18 protein-coding genes and 1 tRNA gene are annotated in these 20,647 nt (G+C 66.7%); 11 read left to right on the top strand and 8 right to left on the bottom strand.

What is annotated here, in order from left to right; translation table 11 throughout:
• Positions 1-39 precede the first annotated feature (39 nt).
• The 4 genes from CUJ89_RS17385 to CUJ89_RS17370 form a co-directional block, all read right to left on the bottom strand.
• A complete protein-coding gene (locus CUJ89_RS17385) occupies positions 40-1,089 on the bottom strand; it encodes a DUF3592 domain-containing protein (RefSeq protein ID WP_114178401.1) in 1,050 nt (349 codons plus the stop codon).
• A gap of 352 nt (positions 1,090-1,441) precedes the next feature.
• The gene (locus CUJ89_RS17380) at positions 1,442-2,023 is read right to left on the bottom strand and encodes a PIN domain-containing protein (protein ID WP_114178400.1); all 582 of its coding nucleotides are present in this window, start codon (positions 2,021-2,023) and stop codon (positions 1,442-1,444) included.
• A gap of 1 nt (position 2,024) precedes the next feature.
• On the bottom strand, positions 2,025-2,453 hold the full coding sequence (locus tag CUJ89_RS17375; protein ID WP_321970378.1) for an excisionase family DNA-binding protein: 429 nt from the start codon (positions 2,451-2,453) through the stop codon (positions 2,025-2,027).
• A 644-nt stretch (positions 2,454-3,097) separates the two neighbouring features.
• A tRNA-Lys gene (locus tag CUJ89_RS17370) sits at positions 3,098-3,173 on the bottom strand.
• 190 nt (positions 3,174-3,363) lie between these two features.
• Here CUJ89_RS17370 and CUJ89_RS17365 point away from each other — a divergent pair.
• The gene (locus tag CUJ89_RS17365) at positions 3,364-3,768 is read left to right on the top strand and encodes a PaaI family thioesterase (RefSeq protein WP_114178398.1); all 405 of its coding nucleotides are present in this window, start codon (positions 3,364-3,366) and stop codon (positions 3,766-3,768) included.
• Positions 3,769-3,776: 8 nt separating this feature from the next.
• On the top strand, positions 3,777-4,643 hold the full coding sequence (locus CUJ89_RS17360; protein WP_114178397.1) for a patatin-like phospholipase family protein: 867 nt from the start codon (positions 3,777-3,779) through the stop codon (positions 4,641-4,643).
• Between the two features lie 49 nt (positions 4,644-4,692).
• Here CUJ89_RS17360 and CUJ89_RS17355 read toward each other — a convergent pair whose 3' ends face one another.
• On the bottom strand, positions 4,693-5,706 hold the full coding sequence (locus tag CUJ89_RS17355; RefSeq protein WP_114178396.1) for a D-2-hydroxyacid dehydrogenase family protein: 1,014 nt from the start codon (positions 5,704-5,706) through the stop codon (positions 4,693-4,695).
• A 426-nt stretch (positions 5,707-6,132) separates the two neighbouring features.
• On the opposite strand from CUJ89_RS17355, the gene CUJ89_RS17350 reads away from it, so the two are divergent.
• The gene (locus tag CUJ89_RS17350; RefSeq protein WP_114178395.1) at positions 6,133-7,182 is read left to right on the top strand and encodes a LysR family transcriptional regulator; all 1,050 of its coding nucleotides are present in this window, start codon (positions 6,133-6,135) and stop codon (positions 7,180-7,182) included.
• A gap of 130 nt (positions 7,183-7,312) precedes the next feature.
• Here the strand turns inward: CUJ89_RS17350 and CUJ89_RS17345 are convergent, their stop codons facing one another.
• From CUJ89_RS17345 to dprA, 3 genes are all read right to left on the bottom strand, one after another.
• The gene (locus CUJ89_RS17345) at positions 7,313-9,937 is read right to left on the bottom strand and encodes a DNA topoisomerase III (protein ID WP_114178394.1); all 2,625 of its coding nucleotides are present in this window, start codon (positions 9,935-9,937) and stop codon (positions 7,313-7,315) included.
• Between the two features lie 193 nt (positions 9,938-10,130).
• On the bottom strand, positions 10,131-10,511 hold the full coding sequence (locus tag CUJ89_RS17340) for a thioredoxin family protein (RefSeq protein ID WP_114178393.1): 381 nt from the start codon (positions 10,509-10,511) through the stop codon (positions 10,131-10,133).
• Positions 10,512-10,547: 36 nt separating this feature from the next.
• Positions 10,548-11,873, bottom strand: coding sequence for a DNA-processing protein DprA (gene dprA, locus CUJ89_RS17335; protein ID WP_236654903.1), 1,326 nt, complete (start codon positions 11,871-11,873; stop codon positions 10,548-10,550).
• 185 nt (positions 11,874-12,058) lie between these two features.
• Here dprA and def point away from each other — a divergent pair, with 185 nt between their 5' ends.
• The 8 genes from def (at position 12,059) to esaR (ending at position 20,624) form a co-directional block, all read left to right on the top strand.
• Positions 12,059-12,562, top strand: coding sequence for a peptide deformylase (def, locus tag CUJ89_RS17330; RefSeq protein WP_114178391.1), 504 nt, complete (start codon positions 12,059-12,061; stop codon positions 12,560-12,562).
• Positions 12,563-12,596: 34 nt separating this feature from the next.
• Positions 12,597-13,580 (top strand): methionyl-tRNA formyltransferase, encoded by a 984-nt coding sequence (gene fmt, locus CUJ89_RS17325; RefSeq protein WP_114178390.1) that lies wholly within the window; start codon positions 12,597-12,599, stop codon positions 13,578-13,580.
• Between the two features lie 110 nt (positions 13,581-13,690).
• Complete coding sequence (locus CUJ89_RS17320) at positions 13,691-14,332, top strand: LysE family translocator (RefSeq protein WP_114178389.1); 642 nt, start codon at positions 13,691-13,693, stop codon at positions 14,330-14,332.
• Positions 14,333-14,432: 100 nt separating this feature from the next.
• Positions 14,433-15,290: a zinc metalloprotease HtpX gene (gene htpX, locus CUJ89_RS17315; protein ID WP_014895693.1), complete on the top strand. Its 858-nt coding sequence runs from the start codon at positions 14,433-14,435 to the stop codon at positions 15,288-15,290.
• Between the two features lie 249 nt (positions 15,291-15,539).
• The gene (gene rsmB, locus CUJ89_RS17310; protein ID WP_114178388.1) at positions 15,540-16,931 is read left to right on the top strand and encodes a 16S rRNA (cytosine(967)-C(5))-methyltransferase RsmB; all 1,392 of its coding nucleotides are present in this window, start codon (positions 15,540-15,542) and stop codon (positions 16,929-16,931) included.
• Positions 16,928-17,518, top strand: coding sequence for a DUF4390 domain-containing protein (locus CUJ89_RS17305; protein ID WP_114178387.1), 591 nt, complete (start codon positions 16,928-16,930; stop codon positions 17,516-17,518). The genes rsmB and CUJ89_RS17305 overlap by 4 nt, the downstream gene beginning before the upstream one ends.
• Positions 17,508-19,922, top strand: coding sequence for a sensor histidine kinase EsaS (esaS, locus tag CUJ89_RS17300; RefSeq protein ID WP_114178386.1), 2,415 nt, complete (start codon positions 17,508-17,510; stop codon positions 19,920-19,922). Before CUJ89_RS17305 ends, esaS begins: the two co-directional genes overlap by 11 nt.
• Complete coding sequence (gene esaR, locus CUJ89_RS17295; RefSeq protein WP_114178385.1) at positions 19,923-20,624, top strand: response regulator transcription factor EsaR; 702 nt, start codon at positions 19,923-19,925, stop codon at positions 20,622-20,624. It abuts the gene before it with no gap.
• Positions 20,625-20,647 lie beyond the last annotated feature (23 nt).

The raw sequence follows: 20,647 nt of genomic DNA, 5'->3' as shown, positions 1-20,647 counted from the left end.
CGTGACGGTGCCGCACCTCGTGCGGCCGGCGCGCGAGCGTCATGGAACGGCTTCGTGCGGCCGATGTTCCGGCCACAGCGTCGCGGCGACGAACAGCCCGGCCGCGAGGAACGGCGCACCGATCGCGAACAGGATGGCGGTGAGGCCCCAGCTATCCCAGAAGCGGTCGACGACCGCGCGCTCGGGGGTGACGGGGTCGTACAGCACGTTGACCGCTTCGCCTTCGTGCAGGCCCGGATGCGACGACGCCGAACCCTGGGCGAACGTGATCTGGCGTCCGCTGTCGGTCGTGAACGCGACGATCGCCGAATACAGCGACGCGCGTGCCAGGGGCGACCGGGCATTTTTCGCGATCTCGACGACATGGCCGGTCGAGCGCGCATAGTGGTGGGCGATCTGCCACTGACGCAGGCCGGCCGCACCGGCGCCGGCGAGGAAGCCCGTGCCGATCGCGATCGGAATCAGCACGATCGCGATATCCCAGCGGCGCCGCGCCTGCTTGCGTGCGGCCCGGGTCGGCGGTGCGTCGGATTGCCGGCGGCGGCGCTCGCCGACGGTCAGCAGGCCGCCGATCGCGAACGACGCGATGGCGAGCAGCGCCAGCACCGCCGCCGGAAACCAGCGTTGCGCGAAATCGTCGATCAGTGCGGGGCGGTCGGAATGGGCGGGGTCGAGCAAGACGTCGACGTTCTCGCCGATGTCGTACGCGGGGACGGTCGATGCGGTATTGCCGGCGACTTCGCGGCGCTGGCCGTCATTCGCGAGGTACGCGACGATCGGCCGGTACGCGCGCATCGCGTCGCTGTCCTGCACGATGCGCACGACCGTGCCCGGTGTACGGACCAGCTGGCCGGTCGCCCGGCCGGCCGTGACGGCGAGTACGCCTGCCAGCACGAGCAGCACGACGCCGAGCGCCAGCGCGACGCGCGCGTTCTTACCCGGCATGACCGGATCCGGTTCGTGCGTCGCGCGGCGGATTCGGGTGTGCTCGGGTGAGCGGCGTGCCTCGTCGGACAGGCCGATATCGGCGCAACCATGCCCTCTGAATGGTCGCGCCTCGTTCGCATGCTTCCATGTGTGACGTCCCATGTTCTCTCAGTGCCGACGGACAAACGACAGTGCCTGCGCCGGTCATGTGATATTTGTCGGACGATTCTAGCGGAAACGATGCGGAAGGGGCGTGCGGTTGCTTGCCGCGATGGGCGCGCCGCCGTGAGCGGGCGGCGGAAATGAAAAAGGCCGGTCAGCTTGCGCTGACCGGCCTTTTGAATTCCTGGTGGGACGTGAGTGACTCGAACACTCGACCTACGGATTAAGAGGCATGCGTAAACTCGTTTGCGATCAATGCTCTACTTGCCGTTCACGTCTACAAATCGCCGCTTGTGCAATGGGCTGGAATCCGCACCAGGCCTGGGCCTCGCTCCAAATTGCAGATCGCGATCTAGATCAGTTCGGCCGCTTCGCGAATGCGCTGCGCGGTCGCCGGCAGGCCATTGCGTTCAAGCGCCTGGGCGAAATCCTCGGGGCTCGCTTTCGGATTTCTCCATCGTCTCCGCATACCTTTGAATGCCGACATGGTGGCGATGTAGTCCAGGTCCCATTGATTGATGATGAAGCGGTCGGGATGGATTACTTCGATTCCATACGGGCCGACGATCTCAGCCGGGAAGTCCTTTAGATTGGCCGTCACGATGCAATCGGCGTGGCCCGCGATGGCCGCTGCCAATACGTGCTTGTCGTCAGGATCGGGGAGACTCATATTTGCAACGAGTGGGGTCCATGCGGATTCGGGCACTTCCCAATCCAGCACCGCGTCCCGCATGCCATCTCGCCGCACTTCGAGCCTGCCCGCGAGCTCCGGGCGAAGCGCTTCCAGGTTGGTGATCCATTCTTGCTCGATGCATTGAGTCCACTTCGCAGCAAAGAGCCCTGCGGTTGCCAGACTCATGAGGGAGTCGGCAACCGCAATCGGAAACAGCACGCACGCATCGAGCAGAGCCGTATAACGTACGTGGCCGGCCATGTCAGTAATCCAGTCCCAGTTCCTGGGCGTTTTCTGCCAGCCGGTCCAGCGCAGCCACTTGCTTTTCGCGCATTTGACGTGCGTACTCGCTAAGGTCCTCAAGCGCGATCCGCCGGTGCGTGCCGACCATGCGATGTTTGAGCCTGCCCGCCTCGATTTCCTTGATCACGAATGGGCGCGACACGTTGAGGAAGTTGGCGGCTTCCACGGTCGTAAATTCGCGATCCGCGCGCATGATGGTGACCGGCTGGCCCTCGCTTATGGCTCCGAGCAATTGTCCGATGAGTTTCAGTGAGGCCGGCGGGAGGGCGATGGTTGGATGGTCCCCGGTATCAGTCGTCAGGGTGATTTTTGCCGCGCACGAATGATCCAGGGCCTCCATGATGCAGCGCTGTGCAACGCTAGCCATTTCAAGGTCCTTCTTGGTCATCTCCGGTGGCGTCATCTCCCGAATCCGCTCTACGGTGCGCATATATTCCTCTCTCAAAGTAAAAAAACCAGATAGGCACTAGGCTTGCAACCGCGTGCGCTGCGGTTGCAAGCCTAGTGCCTATCTGAAATAAATGCAATATATGCAATAACTGTTGGTTGTCGGCTACGCTCGCAACCTGGTCGCCAGCTCGCCCCTTGTCCGCCGCCGGCGCGCGGGCGCAGCGCGGGGAGGTCGATCGCCGACGCGTACGGACGCCGGGCGTGGGAGGGTCGGTCGCCGCCGGCGCGCGCATCGATCGCGGCTGCGTGCGGGCGCGGGGCATGGGAGGCGGGTCGCCGCCAGCGCGCACGGGCTGGCGATTAGCCGTGAATCGCGGCGAATCGCAGGCCCATCCTATGCCGGTTGGATGTTTCTGAATGGGTTCTTGCGGAGACGTTCCGCGTCTCGCAGTTCAGCGCAGTCAAAGCTATCGCCGCTTCAACCCAATTGAGTCGCTGCCCGTTTTGCGAGAAGCATCGGTAGATGCGACCTGCTCGGCGGGGGAGGGGGATCGTTGAAGGGCGCGCGCTGCAAGTTGTGTTGCCTGTCTCGGACAAAGCAAAAAGCCCGGTCAGCTTTCGCTAACCGGGCTTCAAAATGCTTGGTGGGGCGTGAGTGACTCGAACACTCGACCTACGGATTAAGAGTCCGCTGCTCTACCAACTGAGCTAACGCCCCCAACAGAAGAAAGATTATGCGTGAGTATTTCAGGCTTGGCAAGCCCTTTGTGCAAATATCCTGAAAATATTTCATCACGACAACGGTAGCTGTCGGCGCGGTAACGAGCGGTCGCAGTTTGCGCGCTCCCGGTATGATGACGCCACACGCGTTGCGCGGCGGTCGCGTAACGTTTTCTGGACATTCGAAGATGGACGAAAACGCAGTCCGCGAATTGCTGGATCGCCTGCTGGCCCCGTGGGTCCGCTCGCTCGGTCTGGTTCCCGTGTCGATCGGCGACGACAGCGTCACGATGCGCCTGCCGTTTTCCGGCGAATTCCGCCATTCGGGCGGCGGGATCTGCGGCCAGGTGTTCACGGCCGCCGCCGACACCGCGATGGTGGTCGCGATCTCGGCCGCGCTCGGCGAGTTCCGGCCGATGACGACCGTGTCGCTGAACACGAACTTCATGCGTCCCGTGCGCAAGGGCGACGTGCTCGTCACTGCGCGCGTGCTGCGGATGGGGCGCAACCTCGTGTTCGGCGAAGTCGAGCTGTTCGACGAGGACGGCAAGATGGCTGTCCACGCGACGTCGACCTACGCGCTCGTCAGCTGAGCGGCGCGATGTTCGACCAGATCGTCTTTGCGGGCGGCGGCAATCGCTGCTGGTGGCAGGCTGGCTTCTGGGACGTCGCGCAGCCGGCACTCGGCCTGCGCCCGCGCGTGATCGCCGGCATCTCGGCTGGCGCGGCGACCGCGTGCATGCTGTATACGCGTGACGCCGCGTGGGTGATGCGCTATTACGAAGAGGCGCTGCGCCACAACCGGAAGAACGCGTACTGGGGCAACCTGTTCGGCCGCGAGCCCGTGTTTCCGCATTACCGGATTTACCGTCAGGCCTTGCTCGACATCTACGGCGAGCCGTTCGCGAAGCTCGCCGCGGCACCGGAGATCCGCATCGGCGTGTCGCACGTGCCGCGCTGGCTCGGCGCGCGCAGCGCGGTTGCCGCTGGCCTTGTCGCGTACAACATCGAGAAGTACGTGCGCAAGACGCTGCACCCGACGCTCGGGCGCACGCTCGGCTTTCGGCCCGAATTCGTGCGCGCGCAGGCCTGCACGCAAGTCGACGAACTCGCCGACCTGATCCTGCAGTCGTCCTGCACGCCTCCGTTCACGCCGGTGCTGCGCCGCGGCGGTCGGCCCGTGCTCGACGGCGGGATGGTCGACAACGTGCCGGTCGACGCGCTCGACCCATCGCCGGGCGACGTGCTGGTGCTCGTCACGCGGCTGTATCCGCGTCCGCAGATGTTCACGGTCGCGCACGGCGACCAGCGGCGGCTGTACGTGCAGCCGTCGAGCAAGGTGCCGATTTCGAGCTGGGATTACACGAGCCCGTCGCAGATGCGGCATGCGTACGACCTCGGGCGGCGCGACGGCGAGCACTTCCTCACGCGCGTCGGCGCGATGACTGGCGGCCGCGTGGTCGCCTGAAGGCAGGGAACGGAGAGGCGGGGCCGCGCGGCGCGCGCAGCCCGCGCGGTCAGCGCTTGCGGATCGGCGTCAGCGCTTCCGGGTTGGCGACGCTCGACATGTCGCCCTCGTCGAACGCGAGGATGTTCTTGAACGCCGCGCTGAAGTAGAGCTCGTAGCTTTCGCGTTCGACGTAGCCGATGTGCGGCGTGCAGATCACGTTTTCCATCCGCAGCAGGCTGTAGCCCTGCAGGATCGGCTCGCTCTCGAACACGTCGATCGCGACCATCCCCGGACGGTTGTGCGACAGCGCGTTGACGAGCGCGTTTTCCTCGAGCAGTTCCGCGCGGCTCGTGTTGACGAGCAGCGACGTCGGCTTCATCCGCATCAGGTCTTCCTGCTTGACGATCCCGCGCGTGTCGTCGTGCATGCGCAGGTGCAGCGACAGCACGTCGCTCTGCTCGAACAGCGCTTCGCGGCTCTCGGCGGCCGTGTAGCCGTCGGCGCGCGCGGCCTCGAGCGAATGCTCGCGGCCCCAGATCAGCACGTTCATCCCGAACGCCTTGCCGTAGCCGGCGACGAGCCGGCCGATCTTGCCGTAGCCCCAGATGCCGAGCGTCTGGCCGCGCAGCACCTGGCCGAGGCCGAAGTTCGGCGGCATCGCCGACGTCTTCAGGCCGGACTGTTGCCATGCGCCCTGCTTCAGGTTCGCAACGTACTGCGGGATGCGGCGCTGGGCGGCCATCACGAGCGCCCAGGTCAGCTCGGCGGGCGCAACCGGCGAACCCGTGCCCTCGAGCACGGCGATGCCGCGGTCGGTACAGGCTTCGAGATCGATGTGGGTCGAGACCCGGCCGGTCTGGCTGATCATGCGCAGGTTCGGCAGCTTGGCGAGCAGTTGCGACGAAATCGGGGTCCGTTCGCGAATCAGCACGAGCGCCTCGACTTCCGCCAGACGGCTTGCGAGCTGTCCCAGTCCGCGCACCGTATTGTTGAAGACCTTCACGTCGTGGTCGGCAAGCATCTCGAAGCAGTTCAGCTTGCGGACGGCGTCCTGGTAGTCGTCGAGGATGGCAATTTTCATGGTGAGCGGATGTCGCGCGTTGAAAGCGGCGGTGGCGGCGGCGCACGTCGCGCACCCGTCCCGCCCGGCCGGGGCCGACATGATGCTACGTCGGCCGTCTTCGTGGTGTCTTTTTAACAGGTTGTTACGCTCCGCCGCAATCGGCGGCAGCCTTACCCGGAGCCGCTCGCGTGCGGGGCGGCAGGGTGCGCTGTTGTGTCGCATCAAATACGTCCTTCCTGATTCGACCGCTTGTTCGACGAGGTTCACCCAATTGTTGCTCCAATCAGAATAGTTGGATCAACTATCCGCAAAGGGCGAGGATTTTTGACTATTTTTATCGTCAACCGGGGCCTTGTTGAGCAACTCTGCATCATTTCCGCTGTCGTAGGAGAATTACGCATTTGCTTCATCTTTTTGAAGTTGTAACAGCGGCAGGAGTCGTTTATGGATCATTTGCAGTCGATGCGCGTGTTCGTCAAGGTTGCAGATCTCGGCAGTTTCGCGCGGGCCGCGAGCGCAATGGATATTTCCAACGCGGTTGCGACGCGTCACGTCGCCGATCTGGAAGGCCGGCTCGGCACGCGGTTGCTGAACCGCACCACGCGCAGCCTTTCCCTGACGGAGTCGGGCCAGGTTTATCTGGAGCGTGCTCGCCAGATCCTCGATGAGCTGGAGGACGTCGAGCAGATGGTCGTCGCGCGCAATCACGAGCCGGTCGGCACGCTGCGCATTGTCGCGCCGGTCGTGTTCGGCCTGCATAACCTCGCGCCCGTGTTGCAGTCGTACACGGAGAATTTCCCGAAAGTGGTGCCGGATCTCACGCTGGTCGACCGGCAGGTCGATCTCGTCGAGGAAGGCTTCGACGTCGGTATCGTCGTCACGCGCCAGATGCGCAGCGCGAGCATCGTCACGCGGCGCCTGACCACGGGCTGCATGACCGTGTGCGCGACGCCGAGCTATCTGGAGAAGCACGGCGTGCCGACCCATCCGGAGCAGCTCGCCGCGCACCCGAGCCTGAGCTTGCCGACCGAATACTGGGGCGACGAGCGCGTGTTCACGGGGCCGGACGGCGAAGTGCGCGTGCGGCCGACCAACGTGATCGTCGCGAACAACACCGCGATGCTGCGCCAGTGTGCGCTGCTCGGGATGGGTGTCGCGATCCTGCCGAGCTACCTGATCGGCAGCGACATCACGCGCGGCGCGCTCGTGCGGCTGCTGCCGGATTTCCGGCTGCCGCAGGTCGAGATCAACATCGCTTACCCGAGCCGGCGCCATCTTCCCGCGAAGGTGCGCACGTTCATCGACCACCTCGTCGAGCATTTCAGCCACTCGACCGACGCGATGATGGGCGAACAGTGGGCCGCGCAGAGTTCGGCGCCCGCGCCGATCGGTGTCGAGACGCGCGCCGAGCTACCCGAATCGGCCGACCCGAACCTGTCGCCGCGCCTGCCGCGTTCGCCGCGCACGCGCGTCGCGGTGCCGTCGCCGCTGTAACGGCGCGACGGCCGGGCGGCGGTTGCCGCCGGCACAAAGAAAAAACGCGGATCGAGCGATCGATCCGCGTTTTTTTATGGCTGCCTGCCGGAGCCTGATGCGCCGGGGTAAGCCCCCGGCGGTCGCGCCGTTACGAACCCGTCTTGCGCGCCGTCGTCTTGCGGGCGGCGGTCTTGGTCGCTGCGGTCTTGGCGGCGGTCTTGCGGGCCGGTGCCGGTTTCTCTTCGGCGCCTTCCGTCACGGTTTCGGCATCCTTCGTCGCCGATTTTGCCGTCTTCTTCGCGGCGGCGGCCTTCGGTTCCTTCTTCTCGAACTCGAAGCCGATCTTGCCGTCCGGCTGCTTCACGAGGAACGCCTTGAAGTTGCGGCCGGTACGCGACGACTTGAAGTTCGGCAGCAGATCCGTGCGGCCGTCGGCAAGCAGCTTGCCCATCTGCTCGCGCGCAATTTCCTGCTGCAGGATCACCTTGCCCGAGCGGAAGTCGCAGGTCTTCGGGTTGGCAACCGAGTGCTCGCACACGTAGCTCATCCCGTGCTCGAACACGCGGCCCTTGCACTTCGGGCACGCGCCGACCGGTTCCTGCGCGGAGAAGTCGGGAGCTTCACCTTCCTCGCCGCCCTGGTCCTGGCCGAAATCGAACTCGAGCTTGTAGTTCTTCGTTTCGTCGTCGAAGGACAGCTTGAGGATCGCCGAGAACGGGCGGCCCATCTTGCTGCGGAACCCGGACAGCGGACCGATTTCCTTCTTCTGCAGCAGCTCCTCGACTTCCGGGATCTCGAACTGCCGGCTGCCCGGGATCTTCGAGATCGAGAACTCGCACTTCGTGCACGCGAAGCGGCGATAGTTTTCCTTCACCTGGCCGCCGCAGTTCGGGCACGGCGTCTCGAGCGTCGCGTAGTCGCCGGGGATCGTGTCGGAATCGTATTCCTTCGCGCGCTTGACGATCTGCTGCGTCATGCGGGCGATTTCCTGCATGAAGGTGTCGCGCGCAAGGTTGCCGCGCTCCATCTGCGACAGCTTGTATTCCCATTCGCCGGTGAGCTCGGGCGCGGTCAGTTCCTTCACGCCGAGCCCGCGCAGCAGCGTCATCAGCTGGAACGCCTTCGCGGTCGGGATCATTTCGCGGCCCTCGCGCAGCAGGTATTTCTCGCCGAGCAGGCCTTCGATGATCGCCGCGCGCGTCGCCGGCGTGCCGAGGCCCTTCGCGGCCATCGCCTCGCGCAGCTCGTCGTCCTCGACGAGCTTGCCCGCGCCTTCCATCGCGGACAGCAGCGTCGCTTCCGAGTAGCGGGCGGGCGGTTTCGTCACGAGCGCCACCGCGGCGATCTCGTCCGTCTTCACCTTCTCGTCCTTCTGCACCGGCACGAGGTTCGCGTCCGCGCCTTCGGCGTCGCGGCCGTACACCTGCAGCCAGCCCGGCTCGACGAGCACCTTGCCTTCGGTCTTGAAGTGATGGCCGGCAACTTCGGTGATCCGCGTCGTGACGCGGAATTCGGCCGCCGGGAAGAACACCGCGAGGAAGCGCTTCACGACCAGGTCGTACAGCTTCTGCTCGGGCTCGGACAGCGCTTTCGGCGCCTGCAGCGTCGGGATGATCGCAAAGTGGTCGGTGATCTTCGAGTTGTCGAAGATCCGCTTGTTCGGCTTCACCCAGCCCTTGTCGAGCACCTTTTTCGCGTGCGGCAGGTAGTTGTGGCTCTCCTTGAGCATCTCGAGCGTGGACTGGACCGTCGACAGGTAGTCTTCCGGCAGCGCGCGTGCGTCGGTACGCGGGTAGGTCAGCACCTTGTGCTTTTCATACAGCGCCTGCGCGAGGCCGAGCGTGTTCTTCGCGGAGAAGCCGAAACGGCCGTTCGCTTCGCGCTGCAGGCTCGTCAGGTCGAACAGCAGCGGCGACAGCTGCGTCGACGGCTTCGATTCCTCGGAGACCGTGCCGACCTGGTCGCGGCATGCGGCGACGATCGTTTCGGCGGCAGGCAGGCTCCACAGGCGGGAGTCGCGCTTCTCCGGATCGAATTCGTCACGCTTGAATTTCGGGTCGTACCACTTGCCTTCGTAGAAGCCGCCCGCGCACGCGAATGCGGCCTTCACTTCCCAGTAGTCGCGCGGGATGAAGCGGCGGATTTTCTCTTCGCGTTCGACGACGATCGACAGCGTTGGCGTCTGAACGCGACCCACTGTCGTCAGGAAGAAGCCGCCGCCCTTGCTGTTGAACGCGGTCATCGCGCGGGTGCCGTTGATCCCGACGAGCCAGTCGGCTTCCGAGCGACAGCGCGCGGCGTCGGCGAGCGGCTGCATGTCCGTGTCGCTGCGCAGGTTCGCGAAGCCGTCGCGGATTGCCTGCGGGGTCATCGACTGCAGCCACAGGCGCTGGACCGGATGCTTCGCCTTCGCGTGCTGCGCGATCAGGCGGAAAATCAGCTCGCCCTCGCGCCCCGCGTCACATGCGTTGATCAGGCGGTCGACGTCCTTGCGCTTCATCAGCTTGGTGAGCACCTTGAGGCGCGACTCGCTTTTTGCGATCGGGTTCAGGTCGAAATGCGGGGGGATGACGGGCAGATGCGCGAAACTCCATTTCCCGCGCTTGACCTCGTATTCTTCCGGGGCGGCGATTTCCAGCAAGTGGCCGACCGCGGACGAAAGGACGAATTCGTCGCTCTCGAAGTATTCGTCATGCTTGGTAAAGCCGCCCAAAGCGCGTGCGATGTCGTTCGCGACAGAAGGCTTTTCCGCAATGATCAGTGCTTTGGACATGACAGGTGTGTGTTGGTGGACAGGGTTCGCCGGTTGTGGGTCCCTTTTACGACCGCTTTATAGCACACGCCGCAGCAACGGCGGCTCAGCGCGTAAAAAGCGGCCCATCATAGAGGGGGGTTGCAACGGCGGCAAGCGCCCGCCGCGGCGGGGCGCGCAAACGCACGAAAAACCGCCGGGCCGGCTCGCGAATTCAGGCTTCGACGTTCAGCACGTTGCGCAATTTCGGTGCGTGCGGCGCACCGGGTACCGCGCTCAGGTCGGACAGCATCCGCTCGACGATCGCCGCGTGCGGCAGCACCGTGCCGAAGAAGCGTGCGGTGTTGGTATCCTCGATCAGGATCGTCGGGAAGTTCTCGACGTCGAGATCGTCAAGCTGGTCGGCATGCGTTTCGATGTCGATCCAGGCGAAGCAGGCGTCCGGATGCGCGTCGGCGAGCTGGTCGAAGGCCATCCGGTAGTCGCGGCACGTGCCGCACCACTCGGCGCACAGGCAGGCGACGAGCAACGTGCCGGGATCGGCGAGGCGCTCGGCGATCCGATCCGCATCGGTGTCGAGATTCAGCGCGGGCATGGATTTCCTTGGGTATCGTTGGCGGCGCGGCCGCCCCTATGCGGGGAAATGTAGCACGCCGCGCGCAGGCGGAGTGGGCGCCGCGTCAAGCTGCGCGAAGCGTCCGCCGGGGAGGCTTGCGACGCGGCCGGCCAGTTCCAGCGCGAGCAGCGCGCGGTGCAGCACGTCGTCAGGCAAGCCGCTGTGTTCGGCGAGCCATTCGTACGTGACGGGGCCGTATCCCAATGCGGCAAGCACGGCCTGTTCGGATGGGTTGCCGGATGGTGGCGGCAGTGGCGGTGCTTCGATTCGGGGTGGCGCGGCGGCCGGCGCGACGGAGTCAGCCTGCATGATGCCGGCGGCTGCGGTTTCGCGGAGGTCGCCGCCGTTCGCGCCCGCATTTCCGGAGCACGACGCGCCACTCGCCGCGCGAGCCGCCGGTTCGCCCAGCCCGTATTCCTCGAGCACATCGAGCGGCGCTGCCGTGAGCTTCGCGCCGTCGCGGATCAGCGCGTGGCAGCCCTGCGCGAGCGGCGCGTGGATCGAGCCCGGCATCGCGAACACATCGCGCCCCAGTTCGTTCGCGAGCCGTGCGGTAATCAGCGAGCCGGAGCGCGGGGCCGCCTCGACGACGAGCGCGCCGATCGCGAGCGCGGCGATCAGCCGGTTGCGTTGCGGGAAATGCGCGGCGCGGGCCGGCGTGCCGAGCGGCCATTCCGACACGATCGCGCCGTGCGCGGCGATCTCGTGGGCGAGCGCGCGGTGCCGCGCCGGATAGACGAGATCGGCGCCCGTTGCGATCACCGCGACCGTGCCCGAGCGGCCGTCGAGCCCGCCACGATGCGCGGCGCCGTCGATCCCGAGCGCGAGGCCCGAGACGATCGAGAGCCCTGCGTCGGACAACTCGCGCGCGAAGCGCGTCGCGTCGGCGAGCCCCTGCGGTGTCGCGTGGCGGCTGCCGACCACGGCGAGCGCACGCGTGTGCAGCAGGTCGAGCCGGCCCTTTACATATAGCAGCGGCGGCGGATCGTGCAGGTCGCGCAGCCGCGGCGGGTAGGCCGGATCGTTGAGCGTGACGAGCGCGTTGCCCGGCGCATCGAGCCACGCGAGCGCGGCGTCGGTGCGCGCGTCGAGATCGTCGCGCTCGCTCGCGCGCATGGCCTGTGCGGCGGCGGGGCTGCTCACGGCGGCGATGGCCTGGTCGGACGCGCGCAGCAGCGCCGCCGGCGAGCCGAATGCATCGAGCAGCACCTGCAGCACGGCGGGCGCGAGGCCGGGCGCATGCGCGAGCTGCAGCCATGCGCGCAGCGCGGAGGTGGTCAGCGCTTGCGGCGACATGAGGCTCCCCTCGAATGCGGCGGCCAGCGGACCGCGTGGCGCCATGATAAAATTTTCATCATCCGAAATACTCGACAGGGCCGCGCGCGCAGGCGCCCGGCCAATTGCAGGAGGCGCGATCCGCGGCATTGATACGCCGCGTATCCGCCTTATCTTCATTGCATCGCGGCGGCGGCGCCAGCCGGCCGGATGGCCGATGCGGCACGTCGCTCTACCGAATACCGAACACCATGGCTTTGCTCAACATTCTTCATTACCCCGACAAGCGGCTGCACAAGGTCGCCAAGCCCGTCGACAAGGTCGACGACCGGATCCGCAAGCTCGTCGCCGACATGGCCGAGACCATGTACGCGGCGCCCGGCATCGGCCTGGCGGCCACGCAGGTCGATGTGCACGAGCGCGTGATCGTGATCGACGTCTCCGAGGAGAAGAACGAGCTGCGCGCGTTCATCAACCCCGAGATCGTGTGGTCGAGCGACGTGAAGCAGATCTACGAAGAGGGTTGCCTGTCGGTGCCCGGCATCTACGACGAAGTCGAGCGTCCCGACCACGTGCGCGTGCGCGCGCTCAACGAGCAGGGCGAGACCATCGAGCTCGACTGCGAGGGCCTGCTCGCCGTGTGCGTCCAGCACGAGATGGATCACCTGATGGGGCGCGTGTTCGTCGAATACCTGTCGCCGCTCAAGCAGACGCGCATCAAGTCGAAGATGAAGAAACTCGAACGCGCGATGTGATGCGCGTTCGCCCTGCCCGACCCCGAACGCTGTCATGACCCATACGTTGCGCGTGATTTTTGCCGGTACGCCGGAATTTGCCGCGGCTGCCCTCGCCGCGATCCACGAGGCCGGTTTTCCGGTGCCGCTCGTGCTCACCCAGCCCGATCGCCCTGCCGGGCGCGGGATGAAACTGCAGGCGAGCGCCGTGAAGCGCTACGCCGTCGAGCACGGGATGCCCGTCGCGCAGCCGCCGTCGCTGCGCCGCGCGGGCAAGTACCCTGCGGAGGCGGCCGACGCGATCGAGCTGCTGCGTGCGACCCCGCACGACGTGATGGTGGTTGCCGCGTACGGCCTGCTGCTGCCGCAGGAGGTACTCGACATTCCGCGTGACGGCTGCATCAACATCCATGCGTCGCTGTTGCCGCGCTGGCGCGGCGCCGCGCCGATCCATCGCGCGATCGAGGCTGGCGATGCCGAGACGGGCGTCACGCTGATGCAGATGGACGTCGGCCTCGACACCGGTGCGATGATCGAGGAGGCGCGCATCGCGATCGCGCCCGACGATACGACCGCGACACTGCACGATCGGCTCGCTGCCGAAGGCGCGCGGCTGATCGTAGACGCGCTCGTGCGGCTCGAGCGCGACGGCACGCTGCCGGCGACGCCGCAGCCGGCCGACGGCGTGACCTATGCGGAAAAGATCGGCAAGCATGAAGCGGCGCTCGACTGGCGCAAGCCCGCCGATGTGCTCGCGCGCCAGGTGCGTGCGTTCGATCCGTTCCCGGGCGGCGTCGCGACGCTCGACGGCGCGGCGATCAAGCTGTGGGCGGCCGAGCCCGTGGCGGCGCGCGGCGACGCGGCGCCCGGCACGATCGTCGAAGCCGCACCGGAAGGCGTGGTCGTCGCGTGCGGCAGTGGCGCGCTGCGCGTCACCCAGTTGCAGAAGCCGGGCGGCAAGCGGTTGCCCGCGCGCGAATTTCTGGCCGGCTCGCCGCTCGCCGCGGGCCAGCGTTTCGCGCTGCCTGACGCTGCCTGACCGCCATTCGACACGACCTGCCGGCCGTGCGCAATTGGCCGGACGGCCGAGTCGCGCGGCACGGCAGGCGCGCGTAGAATTTCCCTGCGCTCTCCGGTTTCGAGGTTTTCATGTTCGGCATCACCCATTTCGGCTTCTTCGTGCTCGCGGTTTTCCTGCTGAACGTCACGCCCGGCCCCGACACGGCCTATATCATCGGCCGCAGTGTCGCGCAGGGGCGCGGCGCGGGGCTGATGTCGGCGCTCGGCATTTCGGCCGGCTGCTGCGTTCACGCGCTCGCGTGCGCATTCGGCCTGACCGCGCTGCTCGCGGCATCGGCTGCCGCGTTCACGGTGATCAAGCTGGTCGGCGCCGCCTACCTGATCTACTTGGGCGTGCGCATGATCGTCGCGAAGCAGGCCGCCACGCCGTCGGGCACCGAGGCCGCGCAGGCCTCGGCTGCGAAGCCGCTGCGCCAGCTGTTCATGCAGGGCTTCTGGACGAACGTGCTGAACCCGAAGGTCGTGCTGTTCTTCGTGTCGTTCTTCCCGCAGTTCGTGTCGGCCGACAGCCCGCACAAGGCATTGGCGTTCCTGACCCTCGGCGCTGTGTTCGTCGGGATGAGCACGGTCTGGACCAGCCTGGTCGCATGGGTCGCGGGCAGCGTCACGCAGCGCTTTTCCGGCAAGCCGGGCGTCAAGAAGTGGCTCGACCGCACGGTCGGCAGCGCTTTCGTCGGCCTCGGCCTTCGTCTTGCAACATTGCAACGCTGAGATTGAATTTTTCCGGCAAGACCTTATCTAACAAATCGCTTACAATTTTCCGCCGTGCCCTGTGATGCACGGCGGGTCCCCTGACGGATAAGGAGTGGGTATGTTCAATTGGGTCAAAACGGCGATGTTGATGGCCGGGATCACGGCCCTGTTCATCGTGATCGGCGGCATGATCGGCGGTTCGCGCGGCATGACGATCGCGCTGCTGTTCGCGCTCGGCATGAATTTCTTCTCGTACTGGTTCTCCGACAAGATGGTGCTGCGCATGTACAACGCGCAGGAAGTCGACGAGAACACGGCGCCGCAGTTCTACCGGATGGTGCGCGAGCTCGCCACGCGCGCGAACCTGCCGATGCCGCGCGTCTACCTGATCAACGAGGATGCGCCGAACGCGTTCGCGACGGGCCGCAACCCCGAGCACGCGGCGGTCGCCGCGACGACGGGCATCCTGCGCGTGCTGTCGGAGCGCGAGATGCGCGGCGTGATGGCGCACGAGCTCGCGCACGTGAAGCACCGCGACATCCTGATCTCGACGATCACCGCGACGATGGCGGGCGCGATCTCGGCACTCGCGAACTTCGCGATGTTCTTCGGCGGGCGCGACGAGAACGGCCGGCCGGCCAACCCGATCGCGGGTATTGCGGTCGCGCTGCTCGCGCCGATTGCCGGCGCGTTGATCCAGATGGCGATTTCGCGGGCACGCGAGTTCGAGGCCGACCGCGGCGGCGCGCAGATTTCCGGCGATCCGCAGTCGCTTGCGACCGCGCTCGACAAGATCCATCGCTATGCGGCCGGTATCCCGTTCCAGGCAGCCGAGGCGCATCCGGCCACTGCGCAGATGATGATCATGAACCCGCTGCACGGCGGTGGCCTGCAGAACCTGTTCTCGACGCACCCGGCCACCGAGGAGCGCATTGCGCGCCTGATGGAGATGGCGCGTACCGGCCGCTTCGATTAAGCCTCGGCGCGCCGCCGCGCGGCTGTTGCCGCGCGAGGGGCTGCCACGCCACCCCGCACGCTTCGCGCTGCGGGGTGTTTCATTTGTGCGCGCCGTAAAGGGGCCAAAGGGGCCGCATGGTCGCACGCTACAATGCTCGGTTTGGAGTCGCAGGGCCACGCGGTCGTTGCGATCCCGACGTTTGCCGCATTTGTTTGCTGCGCCTGTTTGCCGCGCTTGTTTGCCGCGCTTGTTGCCGATTCCGCTCCGATGACACGAACCCGTTCTTCCGCTCCGTCTTCTTCCGGCCGCCCGGCGCGCCTGTCCGCGCTGCATCTTGCGCCCGAGTCGCTCGGCTTCGCACTCGACGCGGCCGCGCAGGCGGTCGATGCGGTGCGGCGCGGCACCGCGTTGCCGGCGGCACTCTCGACGGTATTCGCGCAGATGGCTCCCGGTGCGCAGGCGCTCGCGCGCGGCGCGACGCAGGACGTCGCCTACCGGACGATGCGTCGCCTCGGCAGCGCGGACTGGCTGATCGGTTGGCTCGTCAGCAAGGCGCCGTCCGCGCACGTGCACGCGGTGCTCGCCGGCGCGCTCGCGCTGTTGCTCGACCCGGCGGACGCCGTCGCGTATCCGGCGTTCACGGTGGTTGACCAGGCTGTTACCGTGATCGGCGCGCGCCGCGAATACGCGTTCGCGAAGGGGATGGTCAACGCGGTGCTGCGCCGTTTCCTGCGCGAGCGCGACGCGCTCGTCGCGGCGATGCAAGGCGACGCCGTCGCGCGCTGGAATTACCGCGCATGGTGGGTCGATGCGGTGAAGCGCGCATGGCCCGACGCATGGCAGGCGATCCTCGCGGCCGGCGAGCGCCAGGGGCCGCTGACGCTGCGCGTGAATGCGCGCCGCGCGAGCGTCGACGCGTATCTCGACACGCTGCGCGCGAGCGGGATCGAAGCGACCGCGATCGGCCGGCATGCGGTGCGGCTCGCGTCGGCGCTGCCGGTCGAGCGCATTCCGGGATTCGCCGATGGCGTGGTGTCGGTGCAGGACGCCGGCGCGCAGCTCGCGGCCGAATGGCTCGGCGCACGCGACGGCATGCGCGTGCTCGACGCATGCGCGGCGCCCGGCGGCAAGACCAGCCATATTCTCGAACTGGCCCATGCGGAAGTCGTCGCGCTCGAAAGCGACGCGACGCGCGCGGCGCGCATCGGCGAGAACCTCGTGCGCCTGTCGCTCGAGGCGGACGTGTGTGTCGGCGATGCGGGGGCGCCCGACGCGTGGTACGACGGGCGCCCGTTCGACCGTATCCTGGCCGACGTGCCGTGCTCGGCCTCCGGCATCGTGCGGCGGCACCCCGACATTCGCTGGCTGCGCCGCGAGGCCGACATCCCGGCGCTCGTCGCGGAACAGCGCCGCATCCTGTCGGCGCTGTGGCCGCTCGTGAAGCCGGGCGGCGAACTGCTTTACGTGACCTGTTCGATCTTCCCCGAAGAAGGCGAGTTGCAGGCCCGCTGGTTTGAAGCGGCCTGTGAAGATGCGGTACGATTGGACGCCCCCGGCCAACTGCTGCCGGGCGGCGTGCAGGGAGGGGCGGCCGCCGGCGCACTCGACCAAAACACCGATCACGACGGATTTTTCTACGCGCGGTTTCAGAAACGGTGACGATCAAACACCTTTTTCCACTTCGGCTCGCGGCCGTCCTGATGGTCGCGTTGGCGCTGTGCCTGGCCTTCGTCCGGCCGGCGCATGCCGAATCGGCCGCCGTGCAGCGCGCGTCGCTCCAGGCCGACGGAAGCGGCTGGAGCCTCGACGCCCGCTTCGATTTCGAGCTGAATCCGAACCTCGAGGATGCCGTCAACAAGGGCATCCCGCTTTACTTCACGACCGACTTCGAGCTGAGCCGTGCGCGCTGGTACTGGTTCGACGAGCAGCCGGTGTCGGTGACGCAGACGATCCGCCTGTCGTTCCAGCCGCTCACGCGCGAGTACCGCGTGTCGACGGGCGGCCTGCAGCTTGGCTTCCCGTCGCTGAAGGACGCGCTTGCGGTCGTCAGGCACATCACGTCGTGGCACGTGATCGACCGCAACCAGGTGCGCGCGGGCGAAACCTACGTGGCCTCGGTGCGGATGCAGCTCGATACGGCACTGATGCCGAAGCCGTTCCAGGTCGACGCCGTGAACAACCGCGACTGGACGCTCGGGTCGGACTGGAAGCGCTTCAACTTCACGGTGACCGAACGTGCTAAATAAAGTGCGCCGCGCGGCCAGCGGGAAGAGCCTCCTCGTTCGCGTGATCGTCTCGACTGTCGCGCTCACCGCGCTGCTGCTGCTCGTGCTGCTCGCGGCCGCGAGTGCCAACACCGAATTCTTCGATCGCTACTACTCGTGGCTGTACGCGACGAACATCGTCGTCGCGCTCGTGTTCCTGCTCGTGGTGCTCGGGCTGATCGGGATGATCGTCGTGCGCCTGAGGAAGGGCAAGTTCGGCACGCGGCTGCTCGCGAAGCTCGCGGTGTTCTTCGCGCTCGTCGGCGTGGTGCCGGGCGGGATCATCTACATCGTGTCGTACCAGTTCGTGTCGCGCAGCATCGAGTCGTGGTTCGACGTGAACGTCGAGACGGCGCTGACGGCCGGCCTGAACCTTGGCCGCGGGATGCTCGATGCGTCGCTGTCCGATCTGCAGACGAAGGCACGGATGATGTCCGACCAGCTCGCGAGCGTCGATGCGAACACGAACGGCACGACGCTCACGCTGCTGCGGCTGCGCGACCAGTTCGGCGTGCAGGACGCGACGATCGTCGAGCCGAGCCGCGGCGGCTCGGGCGCGGCGCCCGACCTGCATATCGTCGCGCAGGCGTCGGGCAATTTCGCGGCGCTGATTCCGGACGACCTGCCGACGCCGCTGATGCTGAGCCAGGCGCGCGAACACGGCGCGTACGCGGCGATCGAGGGCGAAGTCGACGGCGATCCGCGCTCACACGGCGCGAAGGGCGCGCTGCGGCTGCGCGTCGTGCGGCCGATTCCCGATGCGTCGACGTCGCTGCTGCAGCCGGCGGAGCGGTTCCTGCAGCTCACGCAACCGGTGCCGCCGACGCTCGCGCACAACGCCGATGCCGTGCAGCGCGCGTATCGCGAGTACCAGGAAAAGGCGCTCGGCCGCACGGGGCTGCGCAAGATGTACATCGGCACGCTGACGCTCGCGCTGTTCCTCGCGACCTTCATCGCGATGATGCTCGCGCTCGCGCTCGGCCAGCAGCTCGCGCGGCCGCTGTTCCTGCTCGCGCAGGGCACGAAGGAGATCACGGAAGGCGACTACACGCCGAAGCGCGAGATCAAGACGCGCGACGAGCTCGGCTTCCTCACGCAGTCGTTCAACGCGATGACGCGCCAGTTGTCCGAGGCGCGGCTCGCGGTCGAGAAGAACCGCGTCGCGCTCGAGCATTCGAAGACGTACCTCGAGAGCATCCTCGCGAACCTGACGGCCGGCGTGTTCGTGCTCGACCGCCAGTTCCGGCTGACGACGGCCAACCGCGGCGCCGAGCGGATCTTCCGGCAGCCGTTCAATTCGCTGATCGGCACGACGCTCGACCGGATCGGCGTGGCCGCGGGCTTCGGCGCGATGGTGCGCAAGGCCTTCGCCGATCGCGAGGCGGCGTCCGACGCCGGCAGCGGCGATCGCGGCCACTGGCAGCAACAGTTCGCGATCGAGGTGCCCGGCGAATCCGATCCGCTGACGCTGCTCGTGCGCGGCACGCGCCTCGTATCGACGGTCGAGGGGCAGGCCGACGATCCGCAGACGTCCGGTTACGTCGTCGTGTTCGACGATATTTCCGACGTGATTTCCGCGCAGCGTTCGGTGGCATGGGGTGAGGTCGCGCGCCGGCTCGCGCACGAGATCAAGAATCCGCTGACGCCGATTCAACTGTCGGCCGAGCGGCTGCAGATGAAGCTGTCCGACAAGCTCGCGCCGCCCGACGCGGACGTGCTCAAGCGCGGCGCGACGATGATCGTCAACCAGGTGGCCGCGATGAAGCGGATGGTCGACGATTTCCGCGAATACGCGCGCACGCCGCCGGCGGTGCTCGCGAACCTGCAGTTGAACGAACTGGCGAGCGAGGTGCTCGGGCTGTATGGCGTAGGCGAAGGCAAGAACCCGATCGTCGCCGAGCTCGCGCCGTCGTTGCCGGTGATTCGCGGCGACGCGACGCAACTGCGCCAGGTGATTCACAACCTGCTGCAGAATGCGCAGGATTCGGTCGCGGAGTCTGCGCATCCGCGTGTGTTGATCGAAACCAAGACAGTAGAATATGGCGATCCCGACGCCGAGGGCAAAACGCGCGTCGCGGTACGTCTTACCGTGTCCGACAACGGGCCCGGTTTTCCGGCGCGCATCCTGACCCGCGCGTTCGAGCCTTACGTGACGACGAAGGCGAAGGGCACGGGGCTCGGGTTGGCCACGGTCAAGAAAATCGTCGACGAGCACGGCGCGCGGATCGATCTGCGCAATCGCATGCACGGCGAGACCGTCGAGGGTGCGCAGGTGTCGATCCTGTTCCTGCAGATGGCGAGCGATGCGCCAGGCGCCGAATCTGGCGTGCAGGGCGGGACGGCCCCCGCTAAGACAAAAGCAAGTGTGCAGACAAAGGCAGCGTAAATGGCAACCATCCTGGTGGTAGATGATGAAATGGGCATCCGGGAATTGCTCTCGGAGATCCTCAGCGATGAAGGGCATGTCGTCGAGGCGGCGGAGAACGCGCAGGCCGCGCGGGAATACCGGCTGAATCAGGCGCCCGATCTCGTGCTGCTCGATATCTGGATGCCCGATACCGACGGCGTGACGTTGCTCAAGGAATGGGCGGCGCAGGGGCTGCTGACGATGCCCGTGATCATGATGTCCGGGCACGCGACGATCGATACGGCCGTCGAGGCGACGAAGATCGGCGCACTCGATTTCCTCGAGAAACCGATCGCGCTGCAGAAGCTGCTGAAGTCCGTCGAGCATGGTCTCGCACGCGGCGCGGCGCCCGCGTCCGCCAACGCCGCGGCGAGGGCCGGTGCTGGGCAGGCCGCCGGGCCCGCGGCGGTTGCGTCCGCGGCTGCGCTGCCGACGCTCGGCGACGACATGGCTTCGGCACTCGGCCTCGCGGGCCAGACGGCCGCGATCCCGTTCGACATCCCGTTGCGCGAAGCGCGCGACGCGTTCGAGCGCGCGTACTTCGAATATCACCTCGCACGCGAGAACGGCAGCATGACGCGCGTCGCGGAGAAGACGGGCCTCGAGCGCACGCACCTGTATCGCAAGCTCAAGCAGCTCGGCGTCGAGCTCGGCAAGAAGCCGACCGAAGGCGCCGTGTAAAAAATTTCGCGAAAACACTTGAG

This window comes from Burkholderia pyrrocinia (assembly GCF_003330765.1).
Classification (GTDB): domain Bacteria; phylum Pseudomonadota; class Gammaproteobacteria; order Burkholderiales; family Burkholderiaceae; genus Burkholderia; species Burkholderia pyrrocinia_B.
This window is presented reverse-complemented; position numbering and strand designations above follow the sequence as displayed.